The sequence below is a fragment of the Nitrosospira multiformis genome (assembly GCF_900111585.1).
Taxonomy (GTDB): Bacteria; Pseudomonadota; Gammaproteobacteria; order Burkholderiales; family Nitrosomonadaceae; genus Nitrosospira; species Nitrosospira multiformis_B.
Genome location: NZ_FOHI01000001.1, coordinates 643,842 through 664,246, shown reverse-complemented (window position 1 = coordinate 664,246; position 20,405 = coordinate 643,842). Strand labels below are relative to the sequence as shown.

General features: G+C 54.3%; 16 protein-coding genes. 4 read left to right on the top strand and 12 right to left on the bottom strand.

The genetic code is table 11. The features are described from left to right. Positions 1-608: 608 nt before the first annotated feature. Entirely contained in the window at positions 609-1,688 is a 1,080-nt protein-coding gene (locus BMW46_RS03070; protein WP_074704394.1) for a metal-dependent hydrolase, read from the bottom strand. 166 nt (positions 1,689-1,854) lie between these two features. Further along, positions 1,855-2,475 carry a TetR/AcrR family transcriptional regulator gene (locus BMW46_RS03065; RefSeq protein ID WP_074704391.1) on the bottom strand — a complete coding sequence of 207 codons (621 nt, stop codon included), beginning with the start codon at positions 2,473-2,475 and terminating at the stop codon, positions 1,855-1,857. A 600-nt stretch (positions 2,476-3,075) separates the two neighbouring features. On the opposite strand from BMW46_RS03065, the gene BMW46_RS03060 reads away from it, so the two are divergent. Then, positions 3,076-3,270, top strand: coding sequence for a DUF2795 domain-containing protein (locus tag BMW46_RS03060; RefSeq protein WP_011381097.1), 195 nt, complete (start codon positions 3,076-3,078; stop codon positions 3,268-3,270). Positions 3,271-3,465: 195 nt separating this feature from the next. After that, entirely contained in the window at positions 3,466-4,551 is a 1,086-nt protein-coding gene (locus tag BMW46_RS03055; RefSeq protein ID WP_143049077.1) for a glycosyltransferase family 9 protein, read from the top strand. Here the strand turns inward: BMW46_RS03055 and BMW46_RS03050 are convergent. Both BMW46_RS03050 and BMW46_RS03045 read right to left on the bottom strand, forming a co-directional pair. Continuing rightward, positions 4,545-5,522, bottom strand: a complete 978-nt coding sequence (locus tag BMW46_RS03050) for a glycosyltransferase family 4 protein (RefSeq protein ID WP_074704385.1) — start codon at positions 5,520-5,522, stop codon at positions 4,545-4,547. The genes BMW46_RS03055 and BMW46_RS03050 overlap by 7 nt on opposite strands. Position 5,523: 1 nt before the next feature. After that, a complete protein-coding gene (locus BMW46_RS03045) occupies positions 5,524-6,531 on the bottom strand; it encodes a glycosyltransferase family 9 protein (protein WP_074704382.1) in 1,008 nt (335 codons plus the stop codon). A gap of 148 nt (positions 6,532-6,679) precedes the next feature. Here BMW46_RS03045 and BMW46_RS03040 point away from each other — a divergent pair, with 148 nt between their 5' ends. Next, positions 6,680-7,138: a YbhB/YbcL family Raf kinase inhibitor-like protein gene (locus tag BMW46_RS03040; protein ID WP_074704379.1), complete on the top strand. Its 459-nt coding sequence runs from the start codon at positions 6,680-6,682 to the stop codon at positions 7,136-7,138. Positions 7,139-7,392: 254 nt separating this feature from the next. Continuing rightward, positions 7,393-7,797 carry a hypothetical protein gene (locus BMW46_RS03035; protein ID WP_074704376.1) on the top strand — a complete coding sequence of 135 codons (405 nt, stop codon included), beginning with the start codon at positions 7,393-7,395 and terminating at the stop codon, positions 7,795-7,797. A 237-nt stretch (positions 7,798-8,034) separates the two neighbouring features. On the opposite strand, the gene BMW46_RS03030 is transcribed toward BMW46_RS03035, so the two are convergent. The 8 genes from BMW46_RS03030 to BMW46_RS02995 all read right to left on the bottom strand — a co-directional run bounded on the left by BMW46_RS03030 (position 8,035) and on the right by BMW46_RS02995 (position 20,400). Beyond that, positions 8,035-8,835: an inositol monophosphatase family protein gene (locus BMW46_RS03030; RefSeq protein ID WP_074704373.1), complete on the bottom strand. Its 801-nt coding sequence runs from the start codon at positions 8,833-8,835 to the stop codon at positions 8,035-8,037. Between the two features lie 6 nt (positions 8,836-8,841). Continuing rightward, positions 8,842-9,648 (bottom strand): glycosyltransferase family A protein, encoded by an 807-nt coding sequence (locus BMW46_RS03025; protein ID WP_074704370.1) that lies wholly within the window; start codon positions 9,646-9,648, stop codon positions 8,842-8,844. Positions 9,649-9,808: 160 nt separating this feature from the next. Beyond that, a complete protein-coding gene (locus BMW46_RS03020) occupies positions 9,809-11,038 on the bottom strand; it encodes a glycosyltransferase family 9 protein (protein ID WP_074704367.1) in 1,230 nt (409 codons plus the stop codon). A gap of 14 nt (positions 11,039-11,052) precedes the next feature. Next, a complete protein-coding gene (gene rfaE2 / locus BMW46_RS03015; protein WP_074704364.1) occupies positions 11,053-12,528 on the bottom strand; it encodes a D-glycero-beta-D-manno-heptose 1-phosphate adenylyltransferase in 1,476 nt (491 codons plus the stop codon). Between the two features lie 87 nt (positions 12,529-12,615). After that, positions 12,616-13,215, bottom strand: coding sequence for a D-glycero-alpha-D-manno-heptose-1,7-bisphosphate 7-phosphatase (locus tag BMW46_RS03010; protein ID WP_074704361.1), 600 nt, complete (start codon positions 13,213-13,215; stop codon positions 12,616-12,618). Further along, the gene (locus BMW46_RS03005; protein WP_074704358.1) at positions 13,206-13,937 is read right to left on the bottom strand and encodes an SDR family oxidoreductase; all 732 of its coding nucleotides are present in this window, start codon (positions 13,935-13,937) and stop codon (positions 13,206-13,208) included. Before BMW46_RS03005 ends, BMW46_RS03010 begins: the two co-directional genes overlap by 10 nt. Then, positions 13,915-15,867, bottom strand: a complete 1,953-nt coding sequence (locus BMW46_RS03000) for a glycosyltransferase (protein ID WP_074704355.1) — start codon at positions 15,865-15,867, stop codon at positions 13,915-13,917. Before BMW46_RS03000 ends, BMW46_RS03005 begins: the two co-directional genes overlap by 23 nt. A gap of 480 nt (positions 15,868-16,347) precedes the next feature. Beyond that, positions 16,348-20,400 carry a translocation/assembly module TamB domain-containing protein gene (locus BMW46_RS02995; protein WP_074704352.1) on the bottom strand — a complete coding sequence of 1,351 codons (4,053 nt, stop codon included), beginning with the start codon at positions 20,398-20,400 and terminating at the stop codon, positions 16,348-16,350. Between the last annotated feature and the right edge of the window lie 5 nt (positions 20,401-20,405).

Below are 20,405 nucleotides of genomic sequence, written 5' to 3'. Positions count from 1 at the left end.
CATCGTGTGCTGGTCGTAGATCTGCTGGGCAATGACTGTCTGCGGCTCGGGCAGATTTAACTGGTAGGGGTCGGCTGCCGCCATCGCCAGTCCGGGATACGTCACGTACGTCATGACTCCTGCAAAGGCTGAGGGTACGTTGATCTTCATGTTTTCCTCATTGATTCCCGAATATTTGGTCCACGAGTAGGGTTATTAAAGATAATCGGATTCTCTTATCCGTTATCGAATCGTATGCCTCAGCACGATGCTAAACCTTGACCGATATCAACTTTTATCGAGGTTGGATGGAAGGGAATGAGCTGAGGGGATAGAAGGGATAGAGAGAAATAAATGGACCGGGGCATATTCCGGCGGAGATATCCGGTTCATACCCTACCAAATCTCACGATCCGAAATTCAGCAGCAGGAGGGTGAAGGGAGGCGATCTATCCGCGAGGGCATCGAAGTATGGCAGGATGGGTGAAGGCTGAAAGCCGCAACTCATCACCAAAATTGGATGGGCTACTTTGTTGAAGGGCTTGAACTCGCACAGGAACGGGTAGCGAAGGAAAGGATAGAACGGGAAGCTCGGTGAACCGCGATTCCGGGGGAAGCTCGGTGCCGCGTCAGTCTCTTCCGAAGAGGCCAGGGTCGCGTGCGAGATGCCAGGATCCGTGCAGACCTTCGCGACAGAGCCCGAATACCAGGGATGGCTGAAGGGAAGGAACGATAAAACGCAAATCAAGAAAAGACACGCAAACTGCGTCCGGGTAATACTCGATCCGATCGAGAACCGGAAACGCCGCAAAGTGGCGAAACCCGGCGAAAATCTCCTGTCGCCACGCCTCGTGGGCAAGAGCACTCTGACGCTCTGTTTCACCAAATCGACTATGCCGTGTCCATTTTGCTGTTGAAACAGGCCGATAACCTGCAGCAATCGCTTCCCACCTGCCCAGCAAACCGCTCTCGGCGGCGGAGGCCCCAATTTCTTGCGTACGCCACAGATTGACCGAGGCTACTTCATAGTCATCGTCATGGCTGACGATAATCTTCCAGTTGAAGGGCGAGAGCGGTTGAGGGAAGGCGTGGACCTGAGCCTCCTTTAATCGATGGTTTTTGACGTATGCCTCGCCAATCTCCACGGCCCGTGAATGCAGAATCCCCTGGAAGCCAACGTAACATCCCAGGATCAGCAAGGCAGCAACCACCGGATATCGGCCTTTTGGCTTGAATATGCTGGCCACAAGGCCGATCACGATTATTCCCGTGAAATAGGGGTCGATAATGAATGTGAAGGGAATGCTGAAAGCATGCCTGGAAAACGGGGCCAAAAGCATCGTGCCGTAAGAGGTAATCACATCACCAGCTATATGAATGCCTATACCGAGCGCAGCGATGCCATAGAATGCCTGCCATGGATACGGCCGGTGTGAAAGACGAGACAAATTCGAGAGGATCCAGGCAACCAGCCAGGCCCAGAAAGGCAACAGTATGATTGAATGGGTAATGCCACGATGAAACGTGATATACGTGAGCGTATCGATTGCGCGTAACACGAAATCGGCATCGGGAAACGCGGCTGCAATGAAGCCGACGGTCATGCGAGCGCGCAATGTCAGTTGCCCGGTGTCATGGGCATGATGTGAGGGTGAAGCGGTTGCCCGCGCAAGCAATGCACCGCTTAAAGCATGGGTCAAGGTATCCATGCGGTATGAAGGGATTTAATGAGGACTGATAATGGGAGCCAAAGAGACAGCTCAAAGAGGCCCGTTCAACGGGACAGTCAACAGGGCGCTCAGCGGGCTTGGAAAGCAGCGGGACGCATTGCCCGAGTATTCTTGTACTCTATCCTTAATCTAGCCGTACGTACCCTTATGTACCCTGGGGTGCTTCTCCGCTATCCGTTCTTTCTCCGCCGTACCGACGAAAAAATAGCATTCGATCCAGGTTTTCACCCACGGACAGGCATCCGTCCAGAAATCGGCTCGTCCTGGAAGAACTGGACGAACTATCGTTCATCCAGTGAGCAAATGTCGCCAGATAAATGGAAGTAAGCGCACTTTCTTCCAATGCGCGCCGGAGGTACGTAGCATCCCTCCCCGCAGCTTCTCGCATCCATTGCACAGTACGGCTGACGCGCATCAATCCGGGAATCTGAACGTGCAGATGACCTGGCTCCAGTTTGCCATAGATCATTTGCCTTGTAGCCTTGCGGTAAGGGTAAAGAGACGCCAGCCAGGTCATGATCAGCCGGTGCAGACGCTGCCGCGGCGTCAGGAAGGAAAAGTCCGGCGCCTGCGCCATCCTCAGCATGGCACTGTCTGCCCGCTCGAACCAGGCTTCAACGATATCCTCTTTCTCACGAAAATGCGCATGCACGTCATTCAGAGTGATGCCCAGCGCAGCCGCCACGTCATGCAGGCGTACGGCCTCCCACGATTTCTGTTCGCCAAGCTCAACTGCGGTGTTAACAATCTGATCAGCAGTCACCATTACCGATTACCCATCACACGAATAGTTGATTCAGGAAGGAAATTTCAACAAAACAAAACTCTGATCTGGTCAGAACAAAACGTAGCGCAAATCTCGATGTAATGTCAAGCACCTGTCAAGGAAGCTAGTAAGGCCAGGATTACTCCAGTTGGAGAATTGCTGTTCACGCAATCGTCGTTGACGAAAAGCAGCCTGTTGCTCCCAAGAGTAACCGCTGGCGCCACCACTTCTTAACGCAATCCGAGGAAGCTCAAGATAGCGAGAAGGATAACAATAAAACCCACCCACCAGATTATGTTGTTCATGCCTGCCTCCTTAAGCTGGTTCATATTCAAACGATTGGGAATTGTTTCGCCCATCATTCAGGTACTTGCTGGTGACTTTATTCTTCCTCTGATCAGGTTTTATTTCAGTTCGCCAACACACATATCAGGATTTGCAGTTTCATCGTCGCCTGAGGATTGCCTTCATCGCGCTCCGCTTCTTCGTCATTTGCTTCTCTCATGAATCAAAGTTACACGGAAATCTGCCCGGAAATGAACTACACTGAGTTCTGAATGTGAGGCAACCGAGATAACGATCGCGATAAATGGAGGAACCATGGCAAAAGCAAACCCGATTCAGGTACAGAAATTCCTGTCTGGTGTGGATTACCCCGCGAACAAGGATGAACTCGTGGATCATGCCAAATCCAAGGGTGCTGACGAGAATATAATGCAGACCCTCGAACAGTTGCCGGATGAGGACTATGAAACGCCAGCGGATGTGAGCAAGGCAATCGGGCAGATCAAATAAATCCTGGGAGCCTTACGGGGCAGGATAAGTCCGCGAGGAATCCATGTATCCAAAGGATGAAACGTGTAGAGGTAATGAGACGATACCGGGAATAGAGAACAACAATAACCTTCTTTACTGACATTGGCAGCAGGTAATTTTCCTCCGGCTCTCCCTTTCTCACCCCGCAAAATCGCAGTTCTCCATGCCAAGGCGGTGGGTGACTTTATCGTCATCCTGCCCGCCCTGGATGCGATTAAACGGACATATCCCGATGCAGAACTCATCCTGCTCGCCAAACCGTGGGTAAAGGAATTCGTCTCCGGTCGCCCGTTGCCGGTTGATCGGGTTATCAGCATTCCCCCACTTGCCGGGGTCAATGATCCGGTTGAGTCAAAAGGCCGGGTTCCCCCCACAGGCAGCGCCGCCTACCCTGTCGAGATCGAACTGTTCTGCCAGGCGATGCAAGGCGAGAAGCTCGATGTCGTCATTCATATGCAGGGTGATGGTAAATCCGTCAACCCCTTCATTAATAAATTTGCCGCCCGCGTGACGGCAGGCATGTGCAACCCGCCTGCCGAACCCCTCGACCGTTCCATTCCCTATGTGCATTACCAGAGCGAGGTTCTGCGCAATCTCGAAGTGGCCGCCTTGATTGGCGCTCATACCACGAGTACTGGATTCGAACCACGCATCGAGGTGACGGAATCCGACGAACAGGAGGCAGAGCTGACCCGCCAAATGATCAAGGGGAAACCCTACGTCGTTATCCACCCGGGCGCGGATGATATTCGCAGGGTATGGCCTACAGCCAAGTTTGCCGAGGCAGCAGATTGCCTGATCGAAAAGGGATATGAAGTTGTCGTGACAGGAACGCCGAAAGAAGAAGAGCGCGTCGCGAATGTCATTCGGGCAATGAGTCGCCCTGCAATTCCGTGTATCCGACTTGGCCTGGGCGGTCTGGCTGCTCTCCTACAGCAAAGCGCGCTCGTCATCAGCAACGACACGGGTCCGCTCCATCTGGCACGGGCGGTAGGCACACGTACAGTCGGAATTTACTGGGCGCCTAATGCACTCAACTGGGGCCCGCTCAGCCGCGACCGGCACCGGGCCGCGATCGGTTGGCAGCTTGAATGTCCCCAATGCGGCATCAGGCCTGTTTCACCCTGGCCGTTTCAACCTCAGACGCCGGACTGCAGTCATCCGTACTCATTCGTGGAAAGTGTACCGGTTGCAGAGGTTCTTGCATTGGCCACTGAATTATTGCACCCTAGGACTGAGCACCGAGCCGTTTTTCAGTGAGCATTCTGAACAAAGTTGCTGACAACTCTTTGCCAGTCGTTGGCAAACCGCTGGATGCTGAATCGGCGGGTTGCGTACTCCCGCGCGTTCCGGCTCAATTCCCGCGCATGATCGTGATCGTCGATCAGATAACGCATCCGTTCGATCAGCTTGTCCATATCCGTTTCGACATAGCCCCTTTTGCCGTTTTCAACTGCGGTGACCATCTCGGTTGTCGCAAGCCCTACGATGGGCAGTCCCGTCATCATCGCTTCACAGACGGATAACCCGAGGCTGGTATAACGAATGGGGTTGAAGAAGAAGCGGTATGTGGCGACGAGAGCAGGCAACTCATCATGCGACACTTCCCCCAGGCCACCCAGTTCCGTTGACCCCATTCCCACCAGGTCCAACGGTATCTGTTCACGGATTTTCTCGAATACATCGAGACCGAGGCGACGGCCGCGCTTGTGCATGTTGTTCACCACTACGATGCCTCTGGCATGTTCTCCCGTATATTTCACGTTGTCCGGCACCATTACCCCATGATCGATGACGGCGGTCGGTGTTCCGTTACTATCCCACATCAGGCGGTTGAAATCGGTTACGTGGACCAGAAGCATGGAAGGATCGTCCACCCAGTGGGCAGTATTGGTTGGATGTTCCTGGGGGGGATCGTGTTCGAGGTAAATTTTGGGGAGCCGCCGCTGTGCCTCGGACAGGATTTTGTACTGGTCAACTTCGTAGTTCTTGCGATGCTGAAACAGGATCACGTCAAAATCGAGATCCTTCACCTGTTCGATGGGCACGTCATGCACGTTGTCCCCCCAATCGAAACCACGCGCACGGCCGCCATAGCCGGCACCCTCTCCTTTGGGCAAATAAAACTCCAGCGGAGCCTGGGTGAGGTAGTAAAGGTAGTTGCCGTGAATATGCCAGGTAAGAACCCGCAATTTCTCCTCTTTTCTTCCTTGATTCTCCTTTACTTTCATATTAACGTCCAATTAATTCCTCCAGCGCCCGTATTGCCACTTCCGGCGTCTTCACGTCGTTTCCCGAAACAACCCGATGATGAACCTGATCCAACGGACCCCAAATCAGAGGATCGGTCGTGGTAAAGACGGTGACACTCGGGGCATCGACCGCTACCGCCAGATGCGCAACCCCCGTGTCATTCGAGATCACCGCCTGGCTGCCTTTCAGAAGGGCAGCGAGTGACCCGATGTCGGTTTTACCGGCAAGATCAATCGCCGTACCCGTCATTTTCCCGGCGACCACTTGCGTGAGGGGCTTCTCTTCCGCAGTACCCGTCAACACCACTCTCAAACCCTGCCGAATACACCTGTCCGCCACCTCCGCGAAATGAGCGGGCGGCCAGGGCGCTGCGGAAATCGCGCCGGTATGCAGGCAGACATAGGGTTTATCACGAATAGTCCCATATTCTTCCAGTTCCCGAAGTTTCTGGCAGTCCATGTCCAATACCGGAAACTCCATGGTTCTGTCCGGCGCGCGATCTGCCTGCTCCAGGCCGAGAAACTCGAGCAATGCCAGATTCCTCAGCAACTCAGGCTGCCTGGATGGATATGGCATGAAGAAATCGCGGTTAGGCCAGTGAGAGTTGTCTTCGCTCGCAAACCCGGCCGCAATAGCCGCCCCGAAAAGGGAGACGACAAGATTAGATACTGTGCCTTTGCCATGCATTTGCAGGGCAAGGTCGTATTGTCGCTGCTGCATGCCGTCCAGAAAAGCCGTGACCGCCTCGGCCTTGAAGGGATGCTCGGGCAATCCGGGAAAACCCGGAAATTCGACAAATTCGTCGATATAATGATTGTAACGCGCGGCGAGCGCCTGGTTCCAGGGTAATCCGACATAATCGATGGTGGCTTGCGGAAAAGCCCGTCGGAGCGCCCGCAACGCAGGGACGAACAACAGGAAATCCCCCAGCTTCAAAGCCCTGAAAATCGCGATCTTTTTGATTGGCAGATTACCCAACTGAGCCATATGCTTTCCATGCGCTCCCGGTACGAGTCAAATCAGTCAGACTCCCTTCGCTCAACAGTATTGCATGTAAGCCAAGGTTCCGCTATTTTTGTAACCAATTCTCCTGTTTTAACTGGTCTTTTTTGCCATCAAATGAAAGGAGTCGCGGATGTTCATATCCAGCCCGGCGTTTCCTAATCGCACCATCGTTCTCAAGCCACATACCTGTATGGGAGAAAATATCAGCCCTCCCCTGGAGTTTGGAGACCTTCCCACAGAGACGAAAAGCCTGGTCCTGATCGTGGAAGACCGCGATGCAACACCCGTTCCCTGGGTACATTGGCTGGTATTCAATATTCCCCCTAACACCACAACGGTTTCAGCCGGCAGTATTCCCGCGGGCGGAACGGAAGGCATTGCCAATGGGGGGACGCACGGTTATGAAGGTCCTTGCCCCAAATACTTCCACGGCACCCACCACTACCACTTCCAGTTATTCGCGCTGAATGTGGTATTGGATTTACCCGCAAGTGCGGATAAAACTCAGGTGGCGGCAAGCATGAAAGAACACATCATTGATTCCGCTACGCTCGTCGGTTTGTGCGAAGGAACAAAAGCCGAAGCGTAGACTTCTTGAGAAATTTGCATACCCCACTTTAACCCGCCTCCTTGTTTTGCCGTATCTAATCCAGCTATGGAGAGGATAAGGGCAAGGCCAGATTAATTGAATTATTGAACAATGTTTTTTCTGCCTTAATTGTGTCTTTCCATACAGAAATCTTCAAAAATAAAGATAAAAATAAAGGTTTACCTGTTATCACTGGCCTCAGAAACTTAAATGAATCTCTCCCCCGGAATCACTTCTTCAAAGGAGAACGAGCCATGTTACATACGGAAGACCGAACGAGCAGAGATCGCGTTCGCCACTCGACAGCGCCAAACGTGAACCGCGAAATAGATCGCCAAACGAACAGCAATATCCGGCGTTATGCCAACAGCAGCGAGGAAGCCATCAATCGGCGTATCGCGGAACTCGACCAAGAGTGGGACATAGAGCGTGCCCTTGAAGCCAATGCATCGGCACTGTCCTTGACGGGTCTTTTTCTCGGCCTGACTGTCAACAGAAAATGGCTGGCGTTACCCACGGTTGTACTGTCATTCCTGCTGCAGCACTCCCTGCAGGGATGGTGCCCGCCTTTACCGCTGTTGCGGCGTCTGGGTGTACGCACACGAGGCGAAATCGACCGTGAAAAATATGAATTGAAGGCATTGCTGGAGGGGAGGTAATTTCTATTAGGAGGTAGAATTATCCTGCGGGCGTCAGGTCCGCCAAGTCTGGCTCTTTTACCTCGGCCATAATCTGCTATAACCCCTAGGCTATTATTAGGTGTTGTTTTACAGCAGCATGATCAGACATCGAATTTGATAACTTCCTATTTCTTAATAGCAGCGGCTTGAACTTAGCAAACATCAGTCGCTCTCAATGATCGGTTCAAAACTGCACCGAACCTTCTTCTGCTAAGTTCAAGTTGTGTAAAAACAAGGCATATAGGCATTTATCATGCTGGAAGAGCCTGCAATCACCCCTTTGGAATGTATCGTCCATTCCATGCCCTCGTAATCAACCACTTTTCCTCCCGACGCCCTGACCATACAGACACCTGCAACCATATCTGTCAATTTGGTCGAAGGACGGAAAAACAGGTCGAGCCTTCCCGCTGCCACTTCGGCCAGCGATAAAACAGGAACTCCCAATACTTTTACTGTGCGTGCCTGTTGCAATACACGCGAAAGCTGATCAAGTGTTTCCGGGCGCGTGTGCATTTCAGAGGAGAAATCGAGTCCGACAACCGCGTTTGCCGGTTCGGGCGGGCTCCTTACCTGTGTAACTTCTCCATTTATTTTTAGCTGATGTTCTTCCTGTGCGCTATATAAGGTGTCGTGGATGGGATCGTAAATGACGCCGAGAACAGGTTTTCCGTTGCGTAGAAGCCCGATGGAGATGGCAAGAAGTGGCGGATATCCCGTCATGTTTTCGGTCCCATCCAATGGATCAACGACCCACTGGTCGCCCTGCTCGATAATGACTCCCCCGCCCTCTTCTCCATAAAAATGGCACGGGTGGAGTTTTAGAAGCGTTTCTTTCAGGAATTGTTCGGATTCCCTGTCCGCAATGGTTACAACCTGCCGCCGGGACTTGAATTCGCACCCCACACCTCGAGTATAGTGCGCTCTGATAATGCCCCCGGCTGACCTTGCTACTTGCTCTATATCTTCGATGGGAAAGTCTTGCTGGGCGAAGCTTTTAAGCTTGAGATTTTCCATACGCGCTCATAACGTCAGCTCTTTCGGAATATCGAAATTTCTGTTGACTACGGTGGTTGGCGCTTCCTGATGGTAGGCCCCGGAGGGGATAAGCCCGCAGCCGCCGTAGCGCTTCATGACTCTCAACTGCGCAAGAACGTCTTCGCCCGCATGTTCTTGCGGCACCTCCTGCCAGAATTCGAACCCGCCCGTTTCCCGCAATTTTTCAGTGTCATACAGCACGCAGCCTCCCACCCAGGCGACCTTGTATTTCTTTTGCGTATCGGGGGTCAGTTTCAGTTTTTCCTGCACATGCAGGATATTGGCTGCATTATGCAGGCTATAACGCTGCCAACTCGCATGCTGGGGAGTAACGATCTCGGGCTCGACGCGCCCGTGCCATAGCTCTATCGCCTGCTCGGAAGGCCGGCAATCGTCCCGATATGACAACCCGATGGCTGCCTGCCCGACAAATCCGATCTCTTCTTCCTGATGCGCCTGCAGCATGTTTCCCAGAACGAAAGACTCCAGCAGAATGTCATCGTCGAGGTAAAGACAGTATGACGAATCGACCGTATCCAGCAGGAATTGCCGTTGCTGCGCCAGGCCGCGACGCGGCAGATTGGTCAGTTGCTGAACCTGATGGCCTTTTTTTTCCAGCAGGCGGATTGCCGTCTGCACAGAGGCATTCCTATAGATTGGGAGATCGCTCTGGTCGGAGATAACGACAGCAAAATCCTGGTGTTGCTGGAAACAAAGCCCAGTAAGCGTCACCGCCAAGGCCGTAGGGCGATTGTAGGAAGGAATGACTACGGTAACGCCTGCCCGCATCATGTACCCCTTGTTTATTGATCTGGCGAATGAACAAAACGGTCCCTGGAGCGCGAGAGACGGAATGCAATAGCATGCGCGGCCTGCCGTTGTCGTTTCCGCCTGGATTCCAGATCAGCGCCGGAACGATGCGATATAAATACAACCCGGGTTTGTGCTGGCTTCATATATCCTCGCCATATCGATCAGGGGGGCACATGCCATATTCATTATGCGGAGTGAAGCAGGCAGCCAGTGCAATATCAGAAAGGCTATTGCAGGTGCGGACTGGATTCCGGAGGAGGGAGCTTGGAATGAAGGATCTGGGTTTTCTCCGTAGGGAAACAAGCTCACCTACAGCCGCTACTATTGCCTCCGCCGAAGCCCTGGGTGTGGAGAGTCCGGGGAAGGACTGAAGCAGCCGGTTCTTTGTCCTCAGCTCCGACAGCACCTCGAAGTAGAGCACCTTGCTTGGCACTTGCCATGGCGTGTGCTGGGGATTTGTCATCGCGTACAGCACCACCACGGGGGTGCCGACGGCTGCGGCAATATGGACAGGACCGGTATTATTCGAGATCAAGACAGGCGCCGCTTCGACCAGGACAATGAGTTCTGCAAGGGATAGCTCACCTGCGATATTTATCGCGGCATCACCGAGCTGGCGAGCGATCCGGTCTACATAATCGCGCTCGCTGCCGCTGCCTGTGAGCAGGATTTTATAGCCTTGCGTGATGAGCGACTGGCAGGCCGTTATATAATCACTGGCCGGATAAAGACGCTTTTCTTCACTGACGCCGGCATGCAGCACCAGCCAGCGCATACCTGCCCGGATGCCGGCAACATTTAATATATCCCATACCCTATCTCTTGCTTCTTTTCCCGTCTCCTCGGGAATTTTCAGCAGGAGCCTTGTATCGGGGGTTTGCGCGCCGGCCATCTCGACCAGACGAAGCTGTCGTTCGACCTCGTGGACAACATAGTCCAGCGGCTCCCTGTCCGGCACCCACTGATTGATAAGCTGGTAGGGATTCTCGCGGCAATAGCCCAGAACGGCTTTGATACCCGCCAGATAGCACAACATGCCAGCCGGCAATGGATTCTGACTATAGACTGTAAAGATTACTGCGGCATCAAGCTGAAGGGCTTGCAATTCACCGGCAAGCGCCAGCAACCGTTGCGCTCCATTGGTTTCGGTCGTCTTTACCCAGGGAACATCGAACGGGATCGTTTCGTCCACTTCCGGAATGAAGGGGGCAATGCATGCTCCCGCAGTGGAAGTCAACAGGGTGATTTTTCTGCCTGGAACCGATTCCCTGAGCGCCCGCATCGCCGGTTGGCTCATCAGCACGTCGCCCATGTTGTCCGGGCGGACGCATAATATGTTCTTGTAATTTTTCCAGGCTTCGGCAAACACTTTGATTTTCCGGCCTAGGCTACCTGTTTGTCCATGCTTTTGATCCTGGATATGATGTTTGTCGTGGATCGGTCCTGAACAAAAGGCATGATTTCCACTTTTCCGCCGTATGCCCGGACCACCGGGGCTTCGGGAAGCGTTTCGATCGTATAGTCGCCGCCTTTTACATACACACCCGGCTGAATTACTTCCAGAAGATTGATCGGGGTGTCTTCCTCGAATGACGTCATGAGTGTCACCGACTCCAATCCGGACAGTATGCGGATACGTTCATACAGGTTGTTGATGGGACGATTGCTCCCCTTCAGGCGTTTTATACTCGCATCGGAATTGAGGCCCAGCACCAGAACGTCACCCAGGTCCCGCGCCTGCTCGAGGTAGCTGACATGGCCGCTGTGAAGGAGGTCGAAACACCCGTTGGTAAACACGATGCGCTTGCCTTCTTTTCTAAACGCAGCCAAGCGATTATTCAGGCCTTGCCAATCCGCGATATATTTACTGCTGCTTCCCAGGTAATGCCGCAGTTCGTTCTGAGTGCAGGTCGCGGTGTGGGATTTTTGAAGTATCACCATCGCGGCAGACTTGGCAATCTCACCCGCCACCTCAATAGGCGATCCGCTGGCGAGGGCCAGCGTGAGCGCGCTTACATAGGTATCCCCTGCTCCGGCCGCCCTGGTGTTCTCTACCGGTTTGGAGAATGTGCGATAAGGCTCCTTACTGTGCTGAAACAGCAATGCGCCTTCGATATCGATGGTGGCCGCAACGTATTTCGTTCCGGTTTTTTTGAGCAGCTTTTGTCCGTAGAGCCTGATCTGCTCTGATCGCTGACCGACAGGCGCCGGTTCCGTGATGGCAAGCAGCGTGACGAGTTCCTGGTAGTTCGGCTTGGCCACGGTCGCTCCAACCCGACTGTATTTATCGAGCGATTTTGCGTCGATTACCAGAGTGTTTTCCTTTTTTTTCTGCAAGACACGCAGAGCATTGATCACCGTGTCCGTGAGAATGCCATAGCCATAATCGGAGACAACGACAGCATCCATCTCATGAAACTTTTCGTTCAGAGTATCGATCATCTGCTGTTCATGCTTATTGCACACCCGTTCCGTCGTGCCGGCATCAAAACGCACCAGCAGTTGGGTGCCCGCGGCTACGCGCTGTTTGGTAAGCGTTCGACGGGTTGGATCGCAGATAACCAGGGAAATGTCGAGGCCATGACTGACAAGCGATTCTTTCAGCAACTCGGCTTCGTGATCACATCCGACAACCGAAAGGTAGTGGACTGTGGCGCCCAGTTGTGCCAGATTTACTGCCGTATTAGCCGCCCCTCCCGGCACTGCCTTGACATCCCTGATATCCACGATGGGAACAGGCGCCTCCCTGCAGATACGATTTGCCGCTCCGTCGAGATACACATCGAGCATCGCATCACCGATTACCAGTACGTTCAAACCGCTGAAGCGATCGATAGTGTCAAGATAACTGCTGTTCATGCTGCCTCCTTTTACCTGGAATGGGTCGCCCTGTAGGCATACGGGGTCAAAGCAAATTCCAGGGAGCAATCGAGAAAACTGCCAGTATCAGCAGTGGGCAATCTCCCCGCGCGCGGCATCGCAGTTGGCACGCTGACAAATAATTTCCGCCGCTTCCATCCAATCTGTTACCGAATACACTGGTTCTCGATCGCTACCCTTTACCCACTCCGTCTCGTTACCGTTATCCAGATGAATCGTGCGGCAACCCGCGCGGTTTCCCGCTTCCACGTCATTCAGGATATCGCCGATCATCCAGCAGGTTTGCAGGCGCACGCCCTGATCTTTGGCAGCCTTTAAAATCATTCCCGGCATCGGCTTACGGCATCGGCAATCATCGGCCGGCCCGTGCGGGCAGTAATAAAAAGCATCGATGGAAACATCATATTGCGCCAGCAAGGACTGGATACAGCGGTTAACCGGAAATAAATCCTTTTCCTCGAACAAGCCCCTAGCGATCCCGGATTGATTGGAAATGACAATCAATTTATAACCCGCATTTTTCATATTCCGGAGGGCTGGACCCGCCCCCACGGTCAATCGGATATACTGCGGATCGACGTTGTAAGGTACATCGCGAACAAGGGTACCGTCCTTGTCGATAAACACCGCCTTTCCGGTTTCAGTTTCCGTAGGCACTACGGCCATGATGTCTCCCGCATCGGCAGAACCATAACTTCGGGAATCACCGTTTCGTCGGGTTGTGTCAGGACAAAGTGCACGGTGTCGGCCACGTTTTTTGGATCCTGGAGAACGTTTGGATCGGTATCGGGGAACCTGTCCATGATAAAAGGCGTGCGCATTCCACCTGCTATCACCGCAGTGACCTTGATATTGTCCCGGCGTCCTTCCGCGTGCAGCGCATGACTGAAACCGAGCAGGCCCCATTTGCTCGCGTGGTAGGCACTTGCCTCCGTCCAGACCCGCTTCGCCGCTGTCGAGGCAATGTTGACGATATGACCCCTGCCCTGACGCTTGAGAAGCGGATAGACAGTTTTCGACAACAGGAAAGGACCACATAAGTTGACGTCCACCACCCGGTCCCAATCGGTCACGCTTAAATCTTCAATCCCTAGGGTCATGTCAGTACCGGCATTGTTGATCAGGATATCGATGCGTCCATGCTCGGCCATGATGTCATCGACAGTCTGCCGGATATCCTCCGCGTTGCGTACATCCAGCACGAATGGATAAGCAGCGCCGCCCCCATCGTTAATGGCCTGGGCCACGTTTTTCACCTTGTCTTCCTTGATATCGCAGGCGCAGACGACTGCTCCTGCCGCGCCGAGCGTGTTTGCGATCGCCTCGCCCAATCCCTGGCCTGCGCCAGTCACAATAACGACCTTGTCAGTCACACTTTGTTGATTCATGCTTGATTTTCCTCTTATTAACGTTTTTAGCCATTTCCTGGACCTGAAAGTGCTTTATTGACCACTCTTCCGTTATCTGAATGGTATTCAGGTCGTCCACCACGATTTGCTGCTCGATCAGATGACTGAGCACGTGGAGAACAAGCAGTTGTACTTCCTGGATGCGTGAAGTTTCGTTTGACGGAACGATGATGCTGACATCAGTCAGTTCGCTGGCAGGACCGCCCTCCTTGCCGAGCAGGCCGATGCAGAACATCTCGCGCCGGCGCGCAGTCCGGAGGGCCTTGACCAGGTTGACTGACTGCCCGCTCGAGCTGATGACAACCAGAACATCTCCCGGCTGCCCGTGTGCTTCGACCTGTCTGGCAAACACATCGTCAAATGTATAGTCGTTCGACCAGGCGGTCACAAAGGCGGTATCGGCAGTGAGTGCCATTGCGGGCAAGGCGCGGCGACCGTTCGCCTCAAACCGCCCCATGAGTTCGGCCGCAAAGTGTTGCGCTTCGGCGGCACTCCCGCCATTGCCACAAACCAACACCTTCCCGCCGCGGGCCAACGAGCGGTAAATAGCCTGGGCCGAATCGAGGATGGCAAGGCGGATTTTCCGCCTGGATTTTTCGATAGTCTCTATTAATGACCCGAAGGAGTCGTCGATGTAGGACAGGGAATCTTCTTCGTCGTCCGCCCGCAGCGGGCTCTGCGTTGCAATCCGCTCGTACATGTTGGCCGTGAGATGCGTTGCCTTCATCCATGTGTAATTCTGATTGACATGGCGGATAGCGTTTTCCTTGAAATACGTCATGAGCTTGTTGCTGCTCAAAAGCTCTATGATGCGGCGGCCCAGCGACGCGGGGTCGTTGGGTGGCACGAGAAAGCCCGTCCTGCCATCCATGACGGTGGATTTAATGCCGCCAACATTTGAACCGATCACGGGCGTCCCGCAGGCCATTGCTTCAAGCGGGGTGATGCCGAACGGTTCATACCAGGGCGTGGTCGTGAATACGTCGCACGCGCTATAGTAGTAATGCAACATATCGCGCGGCCGGCGTCCGACAAACGTCACAAGATCGCCCGCACCCTCTGCTTCAGCCAGTTTTTGCAGGCGACCGATTTCAGGCGTTGTTTTTGGATCGGGCTCATCCGACTCCCCACCCACTATCAGGAGACGTGCTTCGAAGTTATGCTCGCGCCGCATGTAGCCCAGCGCTTTTATGACGTTATCGACACCTTTTCGCCGCACCATACGCCCCAGTTGCAGGATAATTTTTTCCTTGGGATCGAGTTTCAGCGCCATGCGCGCGAACAGCTTGTCGATAGGATAGATCTCATCCGGCCTGAATCCGTTTGGAATAACCGTGATTTTTCCGAGATCAGCTTCATAAAGATTGATCAGATCATCGCGATCCTGGGGGCACAAGGCGACAATCTGGTCCGCTTCTGTTATCACCCTTTCTTCGATGGCAAAGCCCTCGTCCGGGAACCAGTCATTCCCTCCCTGGTGAAGCCTCCGCACTTTTGCGAGAGCGTGAAAAGTAACGATGAAAGGAATACCCAGTTTTCGCTTGATATCCGCCGCCACCAGCCCGGACATGAAGAAATGGGCGTGAAAGAGCTTGTAGCGATTGTTTTCCGCCTTGATAAACCGCAGGATGTCCCGCGTGAAGGCGGGCATATAAGGCAGCAGCTTTTCCTTGGGAATGAACGTGACTGGCCCGGCTTCCACATGGACGATGCGTATGCCATCCCGCCAGTTGAGGATTTTTGGAACACGACGGTCATCCCAGCGGGTAAAGACGTCAATTTCGTAGCCGAGAGCGGCAAGATGCCGGGCCAGTTCGGCCACCGCGATATTTTGTCCGCCGGTGTCCGTACCCCCTATTGCCGCGATGGGTGAAGCGTGTTCACTGATGAGGGCAATTCTCTTCTTCATACTCCTCCCCTTTCATTGAAGCCGGTCACGAAGCACCTGCCGGCAATGAAACAGAAGAAGGCGCAAGCAAGAGTACTTCCTGTTACACAGACCGGCGTCTGCATGGCCAACTAGAGTATGTCGGATGTCGAAGGATCGAGGGTTACGAGATTTTCCATGGAGACTCATACTGCATTCCAATGCAGTCTGTCCCTTTGATCCCAGATCAATCACCGACTCGAATTAGAGCAGATGCCCGAATTTTAAGAACGAAAACGCGCCCTCTCTGTTCGGTAACACACTCATCCTGAGCGGTGAGGCTTTTCCGGTGGAAGCCTGTTTAGGCCAGGCGAAAGGGTAGGCTTTATTCTGCGGACTTTCCGGGGCGGGCATCCGCAACTGAAGAATAAGCAGGAAGGGTATTTTTTATGACGCGGATACGAGGTTTGTTCCGGCAATCTGATTGATTCCCGGCCTTTTTCGCGCACTCGGCGGATTCAATCAATCGAAACTGAGCGAATAAAGCACATCGATCGCATTATCCATTCCTGCACGGGCAACTAACGTGATCTTGGGAGTTAGCGCATAGGTGAGCTTCGTCACACCCGCCGCCGCGGCAAGGCCTTGTTCGTAGCTGATGTAAGCCTCCTTCGACAGGCGCTTGCCGATCGTGCCAATTTGTCCGGTCAAGGGATCGCTTCCCGCCTGTCGGATCGATAGCTCGTCTACTCCCAGTGCCCGGGTTATTTTATCGGTCACCCCACCGGATTGCCCTCCGAGAATGGAGCCTGCCGCGGCAAGCAATAATGAAGCGTCTGCCTTGCCTCCCGGAGCCCGCCCCAGCGTAATCCACGAGAGTTTCTCCAGATCGGACACGGCCGGCGTCGATACCAGCCGTATGACGGGATGACGCACACTGCCAGTCACTTCAACTCCTGCCACCACTGCCAACCCCTTGCGCACTGCACGCACGTTCAGTGCCGGATCGTCGATCGAACCTTGAAAACTCACGATGCCTCGCTCCACAGTCAGATCCTGCCCATAGGCCTCGAATTTCGTATCCTGTGCGGTAATGGTGCCGACAGTACGGAGCTTCTGTCCGGGCTCACCCCTCAAATGCAATTGTCCGGCAAGCCTGCCCTCCAGCCCTGATGCATGAATGTAGAACCGCTCGCCCAGATCGAGGGTAGCTTCGACATCGATACGTAATCCCTTGCGCTCGGATTGCGGTCCATCCGGCTCGTCCCGGCCGATGATAATCACGTCATCGGGTAAATGAGGACGACCCGCGGTAGGCTGCGCCAGCAGCCCTGCATTCGCCATGAGATTTCCTTTGAGGGTGAGCATATTGTGTTCCAGCGTGGCATTACCGCTTCCCGAAGCAATAATCCAGCGATCAGGCCGTTGAGCCAACGGAATAAGATTGGCAGTAATTTCGACACTGCCGCGCTCTCCGGTAAAATCCATGACTCCCGACGCCCGCAAAGTACCCGGTCCTTTTGCAAGTTCCAGATGCCGCAACAGAGGGTCCTGCGGAGGGGATTGATGGGGCGCCGAGAAATCCAGGATGTCCATGTGAAGGGACTTCTCGTCGAAATGCGCGGCGAGCTTTCCTTGTTCAAGCCGCACGCCATGCTCCAGCGAGGCAACCGCAAGATTATCCCCCTGTATCTTTCCTTCCAGACGCGGCTTGCCAAACGTCCCGATCACATCTGCCTGCAATGCGACTGCACCGCCGGTTTTGATGCTGTTGTCAATGGCGGGACCCGTCCAGGAAATATCCTGCATATTGACAAAGATGTGCCCGGAGAGAGCAGCATCCTGCAAAATCGTCCAGTGCATCCCGGACTCGACTGATTTCGCCAGCGGCATGGAGACAAGAGCGTTCGCCTCGCCCAATCGCTTGCCTCTTGCAGTGAGTTCTGCGGTCAGTTGGCCGTCTATGGCCCGGCCGGACAACCTGAGGATTTGCAGACCCAGTGGTAGCGGCGGCTCATCCGGCAATATCCAGTCGCCCCCCTCGCGTTCGATGTCAATAAAACCTTTCAGTTGGCTACCGGCTGAAATATCCCACTCTCCGTGTAGCCGGAGAGCTTCATAAGCTGCTCCCCGATCGGCTTCATACCGCCTGCGCTCGTCCGCACCAGCGTTTTCATTTGCCCCTGCAGTCTTTACGGTCTTCGCTGCCGTCACAGCCTCCCCAGCCTCCTCCAACTTTTTCCCTCCAGCCCCGGGACGCAGCCCAATCCCCGAAAAATGCCCCTTTGTGCTCCACCTTTCAGGACTCCAATCGATTTCACGAATCTGCACTGCGCCTCCCGCGATGCCGATATTCGATAAACCGAGTGATGCGTGGCTGGAGCCAATTCGCACGGGAGAGGTATTCTTGAGGCTAAATGGAACTCGGCCGGACCCGGACAACTCCACCAGTTCCCCCGCCCACTCGGCATCCCGCCACTGTCCCCCCGTTTTGGTAAGACCACCTCTGCCTCGGAGGGACAGGCTCTGATCATCGACCAGTTGAACAGAGACCTGGATCTCGTGTTGTGAAGTACTGCCCCCCACTTCCACATTGAGTTGTTGCAGACGCGGATTTGCCTGGAGCCGGTAGTCCGCTGCCAGGATCTTTAACGTGATCGCATCGCCGTGCAGCTTGCCATCGGCAGTAAAATTATCGAGATAATGCTCATTCGGGAGCTTGATAGCCTTTCCGATGGCGTAAAAGCTTATATCCGGCAATTCAAGCGGCTTCTCGATAAAACTGGCGGAACTGCTCCCCATTATTGCCTTCGCCATCAGTGAGCCGGCAAGTCCGTATCCGATTTGTGCCAGCGCAGGAGCGTTCAATTCAAGCTGTAGTTGATCGCCTGGACGCCCGTAACCGCCATGCGCCAAAAGCCGGTTCGTGCCGAAGTTTAACTCGATTCCCCCTTTGGCCCGGCTGAGCCCTGCAAACTCGATGCGGCCACTGCCTGATACCGGTTGTTCCGCAACGTGACTGTTGGTGATTGCAAACTGAGCCGTACCCGCCGGTTCTGAAACTTTTCGGGAGGATTCGCGCGTTCCGGATGAACCCAGTTCACCTGTCAGTTTGAGTGTCGCGTTGAGATCGGTTCGAGGCCCCTGCAAAAACGCAGAAATATCGAAGCGCCGCAAGCTGCCCGCCAGATCAAACTCCCGCTGCCCGTTCAACTCCATCCTGGCCTGACCGGTAAACAGGGATTGCCCATGGTTGAGGCGCACTTTTTCCAGTGTCAGCACATCGTCTGCCAGTGTCATATGAACACCCGCACTCAGCTTCCGATCATGAAGCGCCAATATTCCCTGCTGACTCTTCGCATCCCCACTGAGTCTCAGCGATCCACTGACATTCGTGGGGCGCATGCGCGTATCCAGCCTGGCCATGTTAACCTGCCGGATGCGCAAATCCGCCGATCCGCTTGCCTGCTTGAGTTGCCATACGACATCCCCCATGATTGATCCGCTGCCTGGCAGCAGCAGTTTCAAGTCATGAAGCTGGAGCAGTTCCGCCGACAACACGGGGTCCGCGCGTGCTTCGAGCACCGGGAGACCGCCCGTATCCAGAGCGGCAGGCTTGCTGTTTTTGACGGTCAGAGTACCTTCGAGTTGTCCCCCCATTTTTTCATTCAAATCCGCCTGCAAATCAAGTTTGGCCTGAGGCGCCGTAGCGGAAAAAACATGAGGATCCAGACCGCTCAGGGACAACCGCAGGCCCGCCACCACGAATGGGGCAAAGGGACGCAATTGCGCGTCTCCCTCCCCTGACAGCCCGGCGCCCTGCCCCTCGATTTTCACGTCGATCTGTGCCAGATCGCCACCAAGGGTGGCAGAAATGCGTGCTTCCGATTTCCCCGTACCGGGTGGTTGTTGCACTTTGGGAACGGCAATCCCTGCCAGGATTAGGTGGCCTTCCAGGGGAAAAGGCTTCTCGCCTTTCAGTTCGGCTGATGCAGTGAGGCGGCCATAGTCGAGCATGACACGCAGTTCAGGAATCTGATGAACGTGTCCATCACTTGTCAATTTCGTGGCAAGGTCCAGCGCCCGAAAAACCGGAGCGCCCCCTTTTTCGCGCATCACACGAAGGACGCCGATCTCGAACTTGCGCACATCCAGCGACAAGGGCAGTTCCAGATTATCCGGCTGCGTTGCCGGTTCCGGAGAAGGGGGTGAAACCACTTCCACTTCCCCCGCTGTCAAGGCGATGATCTTGAGTTGGCCTGATCGTAATTCACCAGGTTCCCAATCCAGTTGCACATCCCGTGCGACGATAAGCAGGTTTTCCCCGGAAAAGCGCATGCGCCGGACGCTGACGGATCGGGACAGTTTTCCTTCCAGTCCTTCAAAAGAAATGCTATCCGCGCTCAGGCGAGACAGAGCCGACCCGAGCCAGACGAGGCCCGAGTTGCTTGTGGCCAGCCAGAGGGCGGAGCCCGCGACCGTGAGGATGATGAAGATCGCGGCCAGCAGCATCCATTGCCACCAGCGGAAGCTTGGGAAGGCATGCTGGATTCGCTGTTCGCTTGCAGGCTTCATGCGCT